This is a genomic window from Microbulbifer aestuariivivens (assembly GCF_039545115.1).
In the GTDB taxonomy this organism is placed as follows: domain Bacteria; phylum Pseudomonadota; class Gammaproteobacteria; order Pseudomonadales; family Cellvibrionaceae; genus Microbulbifer; species Microbulbifer aestuariivivens.
In genome coordinates this window covers 41,239-56,867 of sequence record NZ_BAABRT010000023.1, presented here as the reverse complement: position 1 = coordinate 56,867, position 15,629 = coordinate 41,239, and the positions used below count along the sequence as shown (strand labels likewise).

General features: G+C 61.8%; 15 protein-coding genes and 7 tRNA genes. 3 read left to right on the top strand and 19 right to left on the bottom strand.

The genetic code is table 11. The annotated features are described in order from the left end of the window. Window positions 1-361 precede the first annotated feature (361 nt). Together ABEA58_RS12940 and ABEA58_RS12935 are read right to left on the bottom strand one after the other, a co-directional pair. Window positions 362-449, bottom strand: a tRNA-Ser gene (locus tag ABEA58_RS12940). 170 nt (window positions 450-619) lie between these two features. After that, window positions 620-1,186: a nitroreductase family protein gene (locus ABEA58_RS12935; RefSeq protein ID WP_345552121.1), complete on the bottom strand. Its 567-nt coding sequence runs from the start codon at window positions 1,184-1,186 to the stop codon at window positions 620-622. A 249-nt stretch (window positions 1,187-1,435) separates the two neighbouring features. On the opposite strand from ABEA58_RS12935, the gene ABEA58_RS12930 reads away from it, so the two are divergent. After that, window positions 1,436-2,830, top strand: a complete 1,395-nt coding sequence (locus ABEA58_RS12930; protein ID WP_345552120.1) for an adenylate/guanylate cyclase domain-containing protein — start codon at window positions 1,436-1,438, stop codon at window positions 2,828-2,830. Between the two features lie 192 nt (window positions 2,831-3,022). Here ABEA58_RS12930 and ABEA58_RS12925 read toward each other — a convergent pair whose 3' ends face one another. From ABEA58_RS12925 to msrB, 12 genes are all read right to left on the bottom strand, one after another. Further along, window positions 3,023-3,559, bottom strand: coding sequence for an HdeD family acid-resistance protein (locus ABEA58_RS12925; protein WP_345552118.1), 537 nt, complete (start codon window positions 3,557-3,559; stop codon window positions 3,023-3,025). A gap of 198 nt (window positions 3,560-3,757) precedes the next feature. Next, window positions 3,758-4,585 (bottom strand): NADPH-dependent 7-cyano-7-deazaguanine reductase QueF, encoded by an 828-nt coding sequence (gene queF / locus ABEA58_RS12920; protein WP_345552116.1) that lies wholly within the window; start codon window positions 4,583-4,585, stop codon window positions 3,758-3,760. A 12-nt stretch (window positions 4,586-4,597) separates the two neighbouring features. After that, complete coding sequence (locus tag ABEA58_RS12915; protein WP_345552114.1) at window positions 4,598-5,371, bottom strand: ABC transporter permease; 774 nt, start codon at window positions 5,369-5,371, stop codon at window positions 4,598-4,600. Beyond that, a complete protein-coding gene (locus ABEA58_RS12910; protein ID WP_345552112.1) occupies window positions 5,371-6,303 on the bottom strand; it encodes an ABC transporter ATP-binding protein in 933 nt (310 codons plus the stop codon). Before ABEA58_RS12910 ends, ABEA58_RS12915 begins: the two co-directional genes overlap by 1 nt. Window positions 6,304-6,768: 465 nt before the next feature. Continuing rightward, window positions 6,769-6,844 (bottom strand) — tRNA-Gly (locus tag ABEA58_RS12905). A gap of 40 nt (window positions 6,845-6,884) precedes the next feature. Further along, a tRNA-Glu gene (locus ABEA58_RS12900) sits at window positions 6,885-6,960 on the bottom strand. A gap of 127 nt (window positions 6,961-7,087) precedes the next feature. Beyond that, window positions 7,088-7,163, bottom strand: a tRNA-Gly gene (locus ABEA58_RS12895). 40 nt (window positions 7,164-7,203) lie between these two features. Continuing rightward, a tRNA-Glu gene (locus ABEA58_RS12890) sits at window positions 7,204-7,279 on the bottom strand. Between the two features lie 125 nt (window positions 7,280-7,404). Next, window positions 7,405-7,480 (bottom strand) — tRNA-Gly (locus ABEA58_RS12885). Between the two features lie 2 nt (window positions 7,481-7,482). Then, window positions 7,483-7,558: transfer RNA gene (locus ABEA58_RS12880), tRNA-Glu, on the bottom strand. A gap of 184 nt (window positions 7,559-7,742) precedes the next feature. After that, complete coding sequence (locus ABEA58_RS12875) at window positions 7,743-8,495, bottom strand: DUF1499 domain-containing protein (protein WP_345552111.1); 753 nt, start codon at window positions 8,493-8,495, stop codon at window positions 7,743-7,745. Between the two features lie 54 nt (window positions 8,496-8,549). Then, a complete protein-coding gene (gene msrB / locus ABEA58_RS12870) occupies window positions 8,550-8,975 on the bottom strand; it encodes a peptide-methionine (R)-S-oxide reductase MsrB (protein WP_345552110.1) in 426 nt (141 codons plus the stop codon). Between the two features lie 83 nt (window positions 8,976-9,058). Here msrB and ABEA58_RS12865 point away from each other — a divergent pair, with 83 nt between their 5' ends. Then, on the top strand, window positions 9,059-10,273 hold the full coding sequence (locus ABEA58_RS12865) for a pyridoxal phosphate-dependent aminotransferase (protein WP_345552109.1): 1,215 nt from the start codon (window positions 9,059-9,061) through the stop codon (window positions 10,271-10,273). 60 nt (window positions 10,274-10,333) lie between these two features. Further along, complete coding sequence (locus tag ABEA58_RS12860) at window positions 10,334-10,753, top strand: hypothetical protein (RefSeq protein WP_345552107.1); 420 nt, start codon at window positions 10,334-10,336, stop codon at window positions 10,751-10,753. Between the two features lie 66 nt (window positions 10,754-10,819). On the opposite strand, the gene ABEA58_RS12855 is transcribed toward ABEA58_RS12860, so the two are convergent. The 5 genes from ABEA58_RS12855 to ABEA58_RS12835 form a co-directional block, all read right to left on the bottom strand. Beyond that, window positions 10,820-11,755, bottom strand: a complete 936-nt coding sequence (locus ABEA58_RS12855; RefSeq protein ID WP_345552105.1) for a class I SAM-dependent methyltransferase — start codon at window positions 11,753-11,755, stop codon at window positions 10,820-10,822. Window positions 11,756-11,825: 70 nt separating this feature from the next. Next, on the bottom strand, window positions 11,826-12,962 hold the full coding sequence (locus tag ABEA58_RS12850; RefSeq protein ID WP_345552103.1) for an ATP-NAD kinase family protein: 1,137 nt from the start codon (window positions 12,960-12,962) through the stop codon (window positions 11,826-11,828). After that, entirely contained in the window at window positions 12,953-14,122 is a 1,170-nt protein-coding gene (locus ABEA58_RS12845) for a 4-phosphoerythronate dehydrogenase (protein WP_345552102.1), read from the bottom strand. Before ABEA58_RS12845 ends, ABEA58_RS12850 begins: the two co-directional genes overlap by 10 nt. Further along, window positions 14,119-15,066 carry a 5'-3' exonuclease gene (locus ABEA58_RS12840; protein ID WP_345552101.1) on the bottom strand — a complete coding sequence of 316 codons (948 nt, stop codon included), beginning with the start codon at window positions 15,064-15,066 and terminating at the stop codon, window positions 14,119-14,121. Before ABEA58_RS12840 ends, ABEA58_RS12845 begins: the two co-directional genes overlap by 4 nt. Next, window positions 15,063-15,623: an elongation factor P hydroxylase gene (locus ABEA58_RS12835; protein WP_345552122.1), complete on the bottom strand. Its 561-nt coding sequence runs from the start codon at window positions 15,621-15,623 to the stop codon at window positions 15,063-15,065. Before ABEA58_RS12835 ends, ABEA58_RS12840 begins: the two co-directional genes overlap by 4 nt. Window positions 15,624-15,629: the final 6 nt, after the last annotated feature.

Here is a 15,629-nt window from a genome sequence, read left to right as displayed (position 1 = left end):
AAGCCCGGCAATAGCCGGGCTTCTCACAGAGTATCGACAGGGCCAACGCAAGGCCGCCAATGGGATTAGCTTCGCTGCGCTCGCTGGTCTCCGGCAGCTGCGCTGCCTCCGGCTCGAAGGGGGTTCTCATCCTAGTCCCCCTCGACACACGTCGATTAAACAAAAAGCCCGGCAATAGCCGGGCTTCTCACAGAGTATCGACAGGGCCAACGCAAGGCCGCCAATGGGATTAGCTTCGCTGCGCTCGCTGGTCTCCGGCAGCTGCGCTGCCTCCGGCTCGAAGGGGGTTCTAATCCTAGTCCCCCTCGACACGGCTCGATTAAACAAAAAAGCCCGGCTATTGCCGGGCTTTTTTGTTTAATGGCGGTGAGGGAGGGATTCGAACCCTCGATGCCTTGCGACATACACACTTTCCAGGCGTGCTCCTTCGACCACTCGGACACCTCACCGAAACTGATTGTCACGTTTTGGGCTTTTACCTCTGCCTGAAGGTGCCCGGCACGTCTGCCGCAATTTTCTCTTGGCGCTTGCCACTCGGGAAAATTGCTTTGCTAATCAGGAACATAGCTCCCGTCCAGCGAGCGCGAACTTTACAGAAAGCCGGCGATGGGTGCAACCCTTAGGGGGCTTTCCAGTGTGAAAAAAAGCTGCTGGTGGCCAGGTCTGGGGGCTGGCGGGGGCTTTTGGCGGGGGTGCCGAGGTAGATGAAGCCATCGATGCGTTCATTGCCGGCCAAACCCAGGCCCTGCGCCACTAGCGGATTGTAGGCGAGCGGGCCGGTGCGCCAGTAGGCGCCGATGCCCTGGGCATAGGCGGCGGTGAGCATGGCCTGCACTGCGCCGGCGGTGGACAGGTGCTGTTCGTGGTGGGGGACCTTGGGGTGGCTCTGCAGCCGGGTGATGGCCACCAGCACCAGGGGCGCCCGCAGGGGCATGGCGAGGGTTTTGTCGCGCTTGGCTTCATCCAGCGCGCCGCCCTGCTCGGTTTCCGCTGCCCGCAGGAGGAGTTCCCCCAGGTGGCGGCGTGCCTCGGCCTCGATTTGCAGGAAGCGCCAGGGGCGCAGACCGGCGTGGTCGGCGGCGCGCAGGGCGGCGCGGAAGATATTTTCGCGCTGGCTCTCGCTGGGGGCCGGTTCCGTCAGCTTGCCCACGGATACGCGGTTATGAAGAGCTTCCAGTGCATCCATTGGTCCTGTCCTCCGGCCTCATATGCTGGTTATCAGGGGCGGCATTCTAACCCATGGGCGCGCCACCCTCATCGCCCTGCCCGCTTTGGGACTGAGCGTCCAAGCTGTCGCATTATCATCCCGCCAGGAGTAGACTGGTACGGAATTGTCTGTGAAGAGCGCCACAAGAATAAATCGGGGTGTGACCCCACCGAAGGCGCCAGACGTCCATCAATCGCCGTACTTACTCTTGGACAAGCTATCAAGCCCATGCAGGACCATCCAGAGCAATCTTCCGAGTGGGATATCGACTCCCGTTACCCTTCGTATTTTCGCGCTCTTGTCTGCTTTACTGCGGCGAGCACCCTTGTCAATGGCGCTAACTGGTCTGCTCCCTGGGGAGATCTGAGCAAGTCCTTGCCCCTGGGCGCGGCCTTGCTGCTGCTTTGTTACCTCGGCATCGCTTTCCTGGTTTCCAGCCGCGCCACAGAGGAGCAAGAGGCGCCGCTACAGCGCAGGCTCTCTTTTATCGACGCGACGCTGATCGGTGTGGCCATCGCGCTGACCAATTTCAGCCTTCTGCCTACCCTGCTGCTTGTGACCATGGTGCAGTTCAATGCCCTGGCTGTGGGTGGCGGCAAGCGCTGGTTTGAACACAACACCGGCCTGCTGCTGGGAGTCGGCGTCGGCTACATGATCCACAAACCGGCCCTGATGGTGAATGTGGACCTGAGCATCAGCGCGGCGAGTCTGATCGGCGTATTCACCTATTTCTGCGCTTATGTCTTTTATACCCACAAGCAGGTGGCAAAGCTCAGGGCGGAGAATCAGGCCCTGGCGGCCAAACAGCATGTCCACAAGATGCGCACTTATACGCTGTCCAAGTACCTGCCCCAGCGCCTGTGGCGGGCGGTAACCAACGGTAAAGAGAATAAGCTGGTCACGGAGAGAAAGCTGCTGACAGTATTCTTTTCCGACATCAAGGATTTCAGCCAGCTGACCGAGGAGCTGGAGGCCGATACCTTTACCGAGCTGCTGAATGGCTACCTGTCGGAGATGGCCCGAATCGCCGGCCAGTATGGCGGCACCATCGATAAGTTTATTGGCGATGCGGTGATGGTGGTTTTCGGCGATGACGAGAGCAAGGGGCCAAAATCAGACGCCCTGCGCTGTGCCGCCATGGCTCTGGCGATGCGCCAGCGTGTGCGGGAGATGCAGCAGGAGTGGGTTAGCAAAGGCATTACCCGCACCCTGGAAGTCCGCATGGGCATCAATACCGGCTACTGCACCGTGGGGATTTTCGGCACGGTCAACTACAAGTCCTACACGGTGATGGGCACCCATGTGAATCTGGCCGCGCGCCTCGAAGGGGCGGCCGACCCCGGGGAGATTCTGATCAGCCACGAGACCTGGTCGCTGATTCAGCATTCCGTCATGTGCCGGGACCGCGGCCTGGTCAACCTGAAGGGGGTCAGCACCCCGGTGAAGGTGTACCAGATTACTGACCTGCGCAAGAACCTGAGCGGGCAAGGCACTTACCTGGAGGAGCACGCGCAGGGCTTTTCCATGCATGTGGACCTGGAGAAAATCCGCAATTACGACCGGGAAAAGGTGTTGCGCTCACTGGAAAAGGCTGTTGATCGCGTCAAGCGGAAGGTGATGTAACTAGGAAGGTGATGCAACCAGGGAGGTGATGTAAGCGCCGTCCCCTTCTCCTTCCGCTCTACTCCTGCACCGACCCGACCCGCCCCGGCATCATGGCCGGGAGCGCCCAGCGCTCCCATCTGTACAGAGCCATTACCAAACTCCGACCACCTTTCACGTTCGGGAAAACGGAGCTGCGGACAGCCCTGTGCCTCAGGCCCGCAGCGCTCTGCCGCCGGCAATCATGATCATGCCGACAAAAAAGAGCTTGATGCCGAACAGGATGCCCAGCGCCCAGATACCGGAAAAGGGGAACTGCATCCACAGCATCACACCGAGCAGGATGGAGACCACACCGCCAAACAGCAGCCAGCCCCGCCCCCCGGAACTAGCGCCAGTAGTACCAAAGCCGGCCGCCAGCTCGGCGATACCGTCGACGATGAAATAGAGCGCGAGCACAACCGTCAACACCCCGGACAGCAGCACCGGGTTAAACAGCAGAACCAACCCCGCGAGGATGGTCAGCAGGCCCAGCCCTGCCCCCAGCAGCCCCTTGCCGAAACTGCCCGCCTGCAATGCCCAGAACAGCCTGAAAACGCCCCCGGCCAGCACCAGCATGCCGATCAGCAGCGCGATCGAAAAGCCGGTGAGGTTCGGCACCAACAGGGCGAAAATCCCCAGAATGATCGTGACCGCGCCAAGGATGGTCATGGTTTTTCCGGAAGCCTTTGCCGACTTTGCCTTCGCCATTAGCGTCACCTCGTATGCAAACTACAACTGCTGTCTTTTACAAGCCTAGTCGCTGCGGCGCCGGGAGCGATGCGCCGGGGGATTAAGCGGCAAGGGCCAGCGGCGGTTGATGGGGGAGCAGATGAGGCCAGCGCGGAGAGATTGACGGGGCGGCGGAAAGGAAAAGCCAGCGCCTGACAGGCGCCGGCTCGCTACCGGCTACTGGCGGGCGAAGCGGGGCGGCAGCCCCATGTTTTTGCCAGTGGTTCGCAGCGGGTTGATATCCAGGCCACCGCGCCGGGTGTAACGGGCGCAGACAGTCAATTCCCCAAAGGTGGCCAGCTTCTGCAGGTCACAGAAGATCCGCTCGACACAGTGCTCGTGAAAGTCCTGATGCTCGCGGAAGGAAATGACATAGGCGAGCAGCGCCTCGCGGTCCAGCGCGGGGCCGCGATAATCGATGCACACCGTGGCCCAGTCCGGCTGCCCGGTCACCGGGCAGTTACTGCGCAGCAGGTGGCTGTAGAGCTGCTCGGCCACCTCGCCGCCGGCGGGGGCCAGTTTCAGCAGCGAGGCATCCGGCTGGTACTGGCGCGCCTCGATATCCAGCTGGTCGAGACAGAAACCCTGCGGCTTCTGCACCGCCAGCGCGGCGTCCTCGACGCCATAGAGCGCCACGGACACAGGCCCACCCGCAGCCGCGCTGAGATCCCGCTGCAACATGCCGCGCACTGTCTCCCAGTCGGCAAATTGCGTCTGGTTGAGCGAGTTCAGGTAGAGCTTGAAGGATTTCGACTCCACCATCGCCGGACTGCTGTGGGGGAAGGTAAAGCGGCCAACGGCCACCTGCGGCACGCCTTTGGGGTTGAGCCAGGAGAGTTCAAAGCCCCACCACTCGTCCACGCCGGCAAACGGCAGGCTGTCGCCCAGCCCCAGATGCGCCCGCGAAATGGCACGGGGAATAGGCTGCAACAGGGCGGGGTTGTAGTTAAATTCGTACTCGGTCTCCTGCCCCAGGGGCAGGCCCTTCCAGTCGTCACGTTCCATCAGGATTTCCGCTCAGTGGCGCAGGCGCTTGCCGTGGCTCATCAGGTGCAACCCCCAGCCCGACAGCAGCGCAATAAAGACCAACACGCCCACAAAGGCCCAGGCGACGTTGATATCCGAAACACCCAGTACGCCATAGCGGAAGGCATTCACCATATACAGCACCGGGTTGAGCTTGGAGAGCCCCTGCCAGAAGGGCGACAGCAGCTCAATGGAGTAAAACACCCCACCGAGGTAGGTGAGCGGCGTCAGCACAAACGTGGGGATAATGGAAATATCATCGAAGCTGTTGGCGAATATGGCATTGATAAAGCCCGCCAGGGAAAACAACACCGCCGCCAGGAAGACGATCGCGATGGTCAGAGCCAGGTGCTGCACCTCCAGGGCGGTGAAAAGCAGTGCGATGATCGTCACCACAAAGCCCACAATCAGCCCCCGGGCCACACCGCCCAGTACATAGCCGGCCATGATGACCCAGTTGGGGATTGGGGCTACCAGCAGCTCCTCGATATTGCGCTGGAATTTGGCGCTGTAAAAAGACGACGCCACATTGGAATAGGAGTTGGTGATGACCGCCATCATGATCAGGCCCGGCACCACGAACTCCATATAGGAGAAGCCGCCCATCTCACCGATGCGCCGGCCAATCAGTGAACCGAAGATCACAAAATACAGGGACATGGTGATCACCGGCGGCACCAGCGTCTGCGGCCAGATACGGGTAAAGCGGCGGACCTCGCGGCGGAAGATCGTGCTGAACGCAATCCAGAGTGTGCTCGGGCTCATCACTTATCCCCCTCTTTCTTGGCGTCGGCCAGCAGGGAGACAAACAGCTCCTCCAGCCTGTTGGCGCGATTGCGCATGCTCACCACCGCAACCCCCTGCTCGCCGAGACGGGTAAACAGGTCGTTGAGGGACTGCCCTTTCTCCACGGTCACTTCGAGGCTGTTTTCATCCACCAGGCGGCCGTCAAAACGCCCCAGGTCCGGGCAGGACTGCAGCGCATCCCGCACATCGAGAATAAACACCTCCCGGTTCAGGGTTTTCAGCAGCGAGCGGATGGAGGTGTTCTCGATAATGTCGCCCTTGTCGATGATGGCGATATTGCGACACAGGCTCTCCGCCTCTTCCAGATAATGGGTGGTCAGGATAATGGTGGTGCCCTGGCGGTTGATCTCCTCCAGGAAAGTCCACATGGAGCGGCGCAGCTCAATATCCACCCCGGCGGTAGGCTCGTCGAGAATCAACAGTTTCGGCTCGTGAATCAGCGCCCGGGCGATCATCAGGCGGCGCTTCATTCCGCCGGACAGCATACGCGCCTGTACAGCGCGCTTGTCCCACAGACCCAGCTGCTTGAGGTACTTCTCGGTGCGCTCCTCCGCCAGCTTGCGGGGCATGCCGTAGAAACCACCCTGGGTGGCAACGATATCGAAGACTTTCTCGAACTGGCTGAAATTGAATTCCTGCGGCACCACGCCCAGCATCTGCTTGGCGGCGGCAAAGTCCCGGTCGATATCGATCCCGAAAATCGACACACTGCCGCCGGTCTTGCGCACCAGTGAGCAGATAACACCGATGGTGGTGGATTTGCCGGCGCCATTGGGGCCCAGCAGGGCAAAGAAGTCCCCGGGCTGCACCTCAAAACTGATGCCTTTCAATGCCTGGAAACCGTTCTCGTAAGTTTTCTGCAGGTTGCTGATGGAAAGCGCTGCTGTCATCTCTTCCTCCGGAGTTGAGGCCGCATATTCAACGCGCTTGCCCCCCATATTGCAACCGGACAAATCATGGGGATTACCGACCCCCTCTGAGCGCCCCCTGTATGGCTCCAGCTCCAGCCCGGCGTAGAGAGGCCACTTAATCCAAGCTCCGGCCGCGGTAACCGGCCAATACCGACAACGCCCTTGCTAACAAGCTGCGATCGTCCGGCGGCCTGGATGCGGCGGTAAGTATAGGTGGGCACGGCCTCCCCATAGGGTAACTCTCGCGCAGCAAGCGAGCGACAAATCACCGCCCAAGCCCAAAGCCGGTGAGTAATCGTGCGGAAAGGTGTTGAAAGGCGGAGAGAGACAGAGAAGTAGTGAGCAACGCCGGCAGCAAACTAGAAGGCGCGGGGAGAAAGCTCTGGCGGCACGGGAAAAGCCACCGAAAATAAAAAAGCCGCTCGGTTGAGCGGCTTTTTTATTTGGAGCGGGAAACCAGGTTCGAACTGGCGACCTCAACCTTGGCAAGGTTGCGCTCTACCAACTGAGCTATTCCCGCGATCCGGTGTCGCCGGGCTGCCGGAGCAACCCCGCTACATTGGCATCCCCAAGGGGAGTCGAACCCCTGTTACCGCCGTGAAAGGGCGGTGTCCTAGGCCTCTAGACGATGGGGACAGAAAACTTGCTCTGGTCTCTAGGCATAAAACCATGGACCAGTGGCTGCCACACTGCCGTGGCATAAGCGCGAATCGCAGCAGTCGATTCGCACTAAAAAAGCCGCTCCTGCGAGCGGCTTCTCGTTTGGAGCGGGAAACCGGGTTCGAACCGGCGACCTCAACCTTGGCAAGGTTGCGCTCTACCAACTGAGCTATTCCCGCGATCCTTTGTCGCGGGGCCGCCGAAGCAACCCCGCTGCATTGGCATCCCCAAGGGGAGTCGAACCCCTGTTACCGCCGTGAAAGGGCGGTGTCCTAGGCCTCTAGACGATGGGGACAGAAAACTTGCTCTGGCCTCTAGGCATAAAACCATGGACCAGTGGCTGCCACACTGCCGTGGCATTGCCTCGGGTTACCCCTCGGCGCTTCGTATCGAAACCGTATACGGCTCGCGACGAAAAATTGGAGCGGGAAACCGGGTTCGAACCGGCGACCTCAACCTTGGCAAGGTTGCGCTCTACCAACTGAGCTATTCCCGCAGTGGCGTCCCCTAGGGGAGTCGAACCCCTGTTACCGCCGTGAAAGGGCGGTGTCCTAGGCCTCTAGACGAAGGGGACCCAGATTTACTTCCTCAGATTTCGCTGGCGCTGCATAGCTCCGCTCTGCGTCAGAAGTGGGGCGCATTCTATGTAGCACCCGGGAGGCTGTCAACACCTGCCCATTAACTTTTTACTTATTTTTTTCTTTTATAGTCAGGCACTTACCCCATTCCCAGCGGGGCCTCGACAATGCTGCCACGCCCTACCCCGGCTGCCCCACACGGGCCTCCAGATCTGTCAGAAACTGGCGGATGCGCTCGGCATTTTTACCCAGATCGCTGATGCCGACCCGGGAGCTGGAACGCACATCGACCCGCGAGCCATTTTCAGTCGCAGTCACTCTTACCACCACGTCGTCGCTGAAACCCAGCAACGGGGTGCGATCCACCGCCTCCAGATGTCCGGCGCCATCGTCGCGGGCGACGATCCGCCAGCCCAGGTCTTCGGCCACGGCTGCGGCCATAGCGGTCGCCCGCTCCACCGGAACCTCCAGGATCAACGGCTGGATATCGGCGTAGATGTCGGCTTGCCGCTGCTGTGCCGCCACCGCCTCGCCATCGTACTCGGCACTGTTGTCATCCGCTGCGCGGAGTGCCTCCACCGCGCGATACTGGGGAGGGTTATTGAGGTCGGTGGAAATATCGTGAATCGGCGGCACATTGAAATTATCCGGCCCCACCGTCAGCAGTGGCACCGCCACCGGCAGCAGTCCGAGCAAGGTGCCCCAGATGGCCGCCCGCCGGGTATCGGCATGGCGCTTCACCAGCCCCCAGATAAACACCAGAATACTGACAAGGGCCACCGCAATCGCCGTCAGTCCTGCATATTGGAAGATGGTAAACACGCTGCGGAAATGCAGCAGCTCCAGCCGCAAGGCCAGCGCCGCCAGAAAAATCACCAGCAGCAACACCCCCTGGGTACGGTAGAGCCAACGACTCCAGTGTCTTTCGTTCATCCTTCCCCCACCATTATTCCTGTTGTTCCTTTTTATTCCCCTGTTATTCCTCTGTTATTCCTCTGCCGGGTCTTTATGGTCATCAGGGCCGGCGGCCTGATCCAGTTTTACTGATAGTGAATTAACACAGTAGCGCAATCCGGTTTCGGTGGGGCCATCGGGGAATACATGGCCGAGGTGGCAACCGCAGCTGGCACAGAGTATCTCGGTCCGCTGCATGCCGTGACTGTTGTCCGGCCGTTCGGCAACCACGCCGGGGCTGGCCTCGGCATCGAAGCTCGGCCAGCCGCAACCGGCATCGAATTTGGAATCCGAACTGAACAGCGGCTCACCACAGCAGCGACAGCGGTAGATACCATCCTCGAAGCAATTCCAATACTCACCGCTGAACGGACGCTCTGTGCCCGCCAGCCGACATACGTCAAATTCTTGCGGGGTTAGCCTGTCGCGCCAGTAGTTATCGTCTTTTTCTTTTGACATACTCCATCCTCCAAATCGCCAAGCTGTAGGAGCCACCTTCGGGCTTATACGCAGCACAAGCCCCCGAGGGTTACCGCCATACCATGAAGGAAATTCACAAGTCAGAAAAGCTTCACGGCGTCTGCTACGAGATTCGCGGCCCGGTGATGGAGCAAGCCTCCCGCATGGAAGAGGAAGGCCACCGTATTCTGAAGCTCAATATCGGCAACCCCACGCCATTTGGGTTTAACGCGCCGGATGAAATCATCCAGGACGTTATTCACAATCTGGCCGAGGCGCAGGGCTATGTGGAGTCCAAAGGGCTGTTTGCTGCGCGCAAAGCCATTATGCAGGAATGCCAGACCCTGGGCATCAAAGGGGTGGATATCGACGATATCTATCTGGGCAACGGCGTTTCCGAGCTGATTTCCATGTCCACCCAGGCGCTGCTCAACAACGGCGACGAGCTGCTGCTGCCGATGCCCAACTATCCCCTGTGGACGGCGGCCACCAATCTGACCGGCGCCCATCCGGTGCTGTACCGCTGTGATGAACAGGCGGGCTGGCTGCCGGATATCGATGACATCAAGGCCAAGATCACCCCGCGCACCCGCGGTATTGTGGTGATTAACCCCAACAACCCCACCGGGGCCGTGTATCCGCGCGAACTGCTGGAGCAGATCGTGGAGGTGGCGCGGGTCAACGACCTGGTGATCTTTGCCGACGAAATTTACAGCAAGATCCTCTATGACGATGCCGAGTTCACCCCCTTGGGCCGACTGGCAGAGGATGTGCTGTGCCTGAGCTTCAACGGGCTATCCAAATCCTATCGCCTGGCGGGGTTCCGTTCCGGCTGGATGGTGATCAGCGGAGCCAAACAGCGGGCCAAGGGCTTTATCGAAGGCATGGACATCCTCGCTTCCATGCGGCTTTGCGGCAATGTGCCCGCCATGTTTGCGGTACAGACCGCCCTCGGCGGCTATCAGAGTATTCAGGACCTGGTATTACCCGGCGGGCGCCTGCGCCAGCAGCGGGACCTGGCCTACCGTATGCTGAACGAGATTCCCGGAGTGAGCTGTGTTAAACCCGAGGGGTCCATCTATCTTTTCCCGCGGCTGAATCTGGACCAGCATAAAATCCACAGCGATGAGAAGCTGGTGCTGGATTTCCTGCGCGAGGAAAAAATCCTGCTGGTGCAGGGAACCGCCTTCCACTGGGATGCTCCGGACCATCTGCGCATCGTGTTTCTGCCCCGCGCCGATGAGCTGTCGCATGCCATCACGCGACTGGGCGCCTTCCTCGAACGCTACTCTGGTTAAAATTACTGTGCTTGAAATTACTCTGCCTGAAGCTGTAAACGCCTGAAGTGAAGTAACACCATGCTGGACGATCTGCACATTCACGATTTCTACCGCGATGCCGGGAGAATACTGTTGGCGCTGTTCAACAGTTTCCCGGCTCCCAGCACCGTGTATGTGGAAGATATCGCCGGACCAGACACCCCGGATGAGTTTGGCCTGCACTCCCCCCGGCACCTGGCATGTCTCGGCGCCATGACCTGGCTGCGCCAGTCCGGCTATATCCAGTTTTCGCAACTGGTGCGCGAGGAAGCCATTGAGGAAGCCACCCTCACCCATCACAGTTTCCTGCTGCTGGTGACCCGCAACAGCGATGGCATCAGTAATGCGCGGCGCCTTAACGACGCGGTGAGAAACGGCTCTTCGCCACAACTGGAAGCCCTGATGGTGGAGCTGATGCAGCAGGCGGGCGACGCTCGGCAATCGGTGCCGGTCAGCTGACTTCTTTGCCCGCGTTTCTATTTTTCCCTGCCTGTATTTACCGCCGGTTTTACCCCCTCACCGCGCTTAACCGGCATCCTCAAAGCGCACATGCAGCATTTTCAGCGCCGCGTCCGGGTCCCGGTCCGGGAAGTCCGAGTTCTGCGGCAGGCGCGCGAGCACCCGGTAGCGGCTGTCGGCACCCTCGATCAGCTCGCGGAAATGTTCCTCGCTGTGCGCCGGTGAATTGAGCACCATCAGCAGATCGGCGCCGGGGGCCAGGCAGGCGGGCAGCAACTGCAGCAGCTTCTCGTAATTCTCGCTCACATCGAAGCGGCCTTTCTGGCGCGTGGGCGGATCGACCACCGCCAGCTGGAAAGGCCCACGGCGGTCAAAGCGTTTGAATTCCCGCAGGGCATCGAACTGCAGAAACTTGATGCCTTTGAGCGGCAGGCCATTGCAGAGATGGTTCTCGCGGCCGCGGTTCAGCACCCCGCGATTCACATCGATATTCAGCACCTGAACTTCGCCAGCGGCCCGCGCCACCACCGAGAATGCGCAGGTAAACGCAAACAGGTTCAGCAGTTTCAGGGATTCACCCGCGTCTATACGCTCCCGCACCCGCTCTTCCAGCCAGCGGCGGCCGGGCTCGATATCGAGAAAGAAACCCACATTCTGCCGGGCAAAGGTGAGCGGGAACTTCAAATTACCGCGCCGGGCCTGCGGCGCCGCTACCGGCGTACCCGCCGGCCATTCCACCGGCGCCCCCTGCAGGTAGCGCCGCTGTGCCGCGACGCCGGTATATCCGTGGGGCTCGGCCATCTGCCACAGTTGCCGGCAGAGATCGTCCTCGCCTTCATAGGGCTCAAAAAAGGTGACCAAGAGGGCCGGGTGAAAGCTGTCCACGCAGACCTGCTCCAGCCCCTCGTAGCAGCGGCCGCGACCGTGAAAAAAACGGCGGCTGTCGGTGCCGCCTTCTTCGAGCTTGCTCTGTACCTGTTCCAGCAGGGCTTTCCAGATCATCAACACTTCCAACTGTATATGGCGGTCAATCCGTATCAACCGCTGTGATTAACCGTCGCTATCTAACGCGTTATAAATCGCCATTACTTAAAGGGTACAGGATCGCATCGCGATAGCCGGTAATTACCGGGATAAAGCCGCTCCACTGCCGGTCCAGCTCCGCATCGCCGCTGTCCACCAGCAGCGGCCTGCCGCCAAGTTCGGTGATCTTGGTCTTGGTGGCCAGCACGATCAGGTTGTCGCGGCCAACGGCGCGCAGCACCGCCGGTGACAACTGCTGGTTGCCGCGCCCGAGCAGATGCCCCTGACCGCCGATGGCGGTGAGAATAATCCTGGCCGGGCCCTTGTGGTCCGCCAGCGCTGTTTCTATCTCGCGGGCGCTGACATCTTTCGCCTGCAGCTGGCCGTCCAGCAGCAGGTCCACCCCCAGCAGGGTGCCATCGCAGCCCAGCGCCTTCAGCACCGCCAGGGTGGTGGAGCCGGGGCCGACAATATAAAGGGTTTGGGGGTCGATCTCTTCCACGACTTCCGCGGCGATATCAGCCACCGCCAGTTCCTCCACCTCGCGGCCGGCATTTTTCACCGCCTGCACGAAGTGCCCCTCTTCCGGCACCAGCAGCTCCCCGTAGTAGCGGGTACTCACCCGCCCTTCGCGGAAGGACTTCTCGTCGATATCCCGCACCTCGTGTGCGCGCAGGTCCACCAGTTCTGCCGCCAGCAGGCGCCGCAGCACTTCGCCGGCGGCCCTGGGGGAGATGGCGAAGCAGGCGGAGTGCATTTTCACCCCGGCGGGAATGCCCAGCACCGGAAAATCCGCCCCGAGGGCATTGACCATATTGCGGGCGGTGCCATCACCGCCGACGAACACAATCAGGTCCGCGCCGGCGGCACGGATTTCGCGCGCCGCGCGCTCGCTGTCCTCCGGCGTCGACGGCTCGGCACTTGCGGCACCGATCACAGCGACTTTAAAGCCGGCAGCGCGGGCGGCATCCTCGCCCATATCGCCGGCAAAGCAGAGAATCTCTACCCGGTCGCGGAATACCTGTATGGCCTCCAGCGCGACGGCGGCGCGCTGCTGTGCCCGCGGCGCCACACCCGCCTGCAGGGCCCGGCGCACGGTTTCGGCACCATCGCTGCCCTTGAGGCCGGCGGGGCCGCCGATACCGGCCCAGGGGTTGATCACCAGTCCGAGTTTCTTCAGTTCCACTTGAGCCCCAGGATTTCCAGTTGCCGGCGGGATTCGCTGTCCAGGCCCGCTGCCCCGGCGCGATAGTGGGAAAATTCCAGCCGGCGCGGATATTCCCGGCGCAGCCGGTCAAAGCCCTGGGCCAGCGGTAATTGCGCCTCCGCCGCGGCGCGCAGGCGGCGATCATCCGCCCGCGGGTCGTACATCTGCAGCAGCAGATCCGCCATTTGGGCAAGGTCGCCTGTGGAATCCTTGCCGCTCGCCGGCGGCGACAGGGTAAGCGGGCCCCGCTTCGTCGCAGCCTCCCCGGCGCCGGCAACTTCCGCCCACCCGCTGTCTGGCAGAGCCGGCAGGCCCAGCGCGCGGGAGAGCGCCTCGCGCACCATGCGGGTGCCGGCGAGTTTGCCGTCATGGCTGTAGCCGGCAATGTGCGGGGTGCCGATATCCACTTTGGCCAGCAGCGCGGTATTAATAGCCGGCTCATTTTCCCAGACATCCAATACCGTGGTGAGCGGCTTGCCCCCTTCGAGCAGGGCCAGCAGCGCGCTGTTGTCCACCACGGCGCCGCGCCCGGCACTGATCAGCACCGCGCCATCTTGCATGGCACCAAGATGGGCGGCATCGATCATATGCCGGGTGGGATGGGGGCCACCCTTCACCAGTGGCGCGTGCAGGCAGACCACATCCTGGGCCATGACCTCCTCCAGCGTGGCCAGATCCGCGTTGGCCTGCTGCCAGGGATCATAAACCCGGCACGCATTGCCCAGCCCGTGCAGGCGCCGCTGCAGCAGGCCGCCAACGTTGCCGCAGCCGACGATGCCGAACCGCTGCCCGCGCCAGTCCCGCCCCAGGGCGGCGAGGGCGCAGAACACATACTCCACCACCGAGTTGGCGTTGCAGCCCGGCGCCGCGCTCCAGGGGATGGCCTGGCTGTCGAGCCAGTGGGTATCCAGATGATCCGTGCCGATGGTGCAGCTGCCGACAAAGGCCACCCGCGTGCCTTCGAGCAGCGCCCGGTCTACCTGGGTGACTGAGCGCACCAGCAGGACATCGGCGTCCTGCAGCTGCGCGCGGGTCATGGTGCGCCCCGGCAGGCGCTGGATACTGCCCAGATCACCAAAATACTGCTCCACCGCCGGAATATTCTCGTCGGCTACAATCCTGATCCTGCCTGCTTTCACACGTCCTCCGCCGGCGGTGCCGCCTGCATCGTCAATACCCGTTCGATTTTAGACTTGAGCCCGCCGATACCGAACTCGTCCGCCAGCGCCCGGGCCAGCTCCGGCTCACTGGCTACCCAGCGCAACCCATCCGCTTCGACGCCGAGGGGCACCCCTTCTTCGAGGCTGGCCAGCTGTTTGGCCAGCCGTATCTGCTCGGCATACTCCCCGAGCTTGCCGGCCAGCCCCCGCGCCCCACGAATCGCGAGTCCGGCGACGGCGGCCGGGTCCGCCAGCAGGGCTTCCACGGAGTCAAAAGTCTGCAGGAGGGCGGCGGCGGTTTTGGGGCCGATCCCGGGCACACCTGGGATGTCATCGCTGCTGTCGCCAACCAGCGCCAGATAGTCGGGAATCTGTGCGGGCTGCACGCCAAAACGCGCGCGCACAGCATCGGGGTCGGTATGGCGGTCGGCGGCGAAGTCCCACAGCGAGACCGCGCCGCGCTCGAGGAGCTGCCCGAGATCCTTGTCGCGAGTGATGATGATTGGCCCACGGCCTTTCAATACACGGGTCAGGGTGGCCAGAATATCGTCGGCCTCGTAACGCTCACTGGCGAAGCTGGCGATACCCAGCGCCTCGGCCATGGTGCGACAGGCGGCCAGTTGAAACGCCAGCGCCTCATCGGGCAGTGCGCGGCTGCATTTGTAGTCCGGGTAAAGCGCATTGCGAAAACAGCTGCCCAGGGACTCGTCGAAGGCGCAGGCGATATGGGATGGGCGCCGCTGCAGCAGGTCGAGCAGGAAATTGGTGAACCCGTAAACCGCCTCGGTGGAATAGCCACTGCGGCTTTCCCAGTTGGGCGGCAGGGCGAAGTAGTAGCGGAAGATATACACCGAGGCATCCACCAGCAGTGCCGGTCCCTCGCTGTTGTCGGTGGTCACGCCCCTGCTCACGCCTCCTCTCATGCCAGATCCGCCAGCCGATAGCGCGATTCGCAGAAGGGCTGCGGGCGCCCGAACTCCGCGGCCAGAGCAGCGGCAAACTGCCGCGCGCGGCCGGGCAGTCCCTGCCGGCAATAGCTCCGCACCTGGGCAAAAATAGCGGCCTTGAAGTCATCGCTCGGCCCCAGTCCCAACGCCAGATTGTCCGCACTGACCCGGAACCTGAGGCCACAGGCCCGCGAGAAGATCCACTCCAGCGCCTGGGGTTTTACCTCCACCTGTTCGAACAGGCGCTGCTGCTCCTCACTGCGGCCATCCGGGGCATACCAGTAGCCGTAGTCCGGCTGCTGGCGGCGCGCGTCGCCCGCCACACACCAATGGGCCGCCTCGTGCAGGGCGCTGGCCGGGTAATCGCGGGTGAATTCGACCCGGTGAAAAGGGTACTGCTCCCCAGCCGGGCGGTAATAGGGTTCCATATGCCCACCGCAGAGCCGGGTATTCAGACCGTCGGCAGCGGCAAAGCAGCGATCAAACACGACCGAAATGCGGGTTGCGGTTTCCGCTTCGGTTGGTGACGTCACGGCATC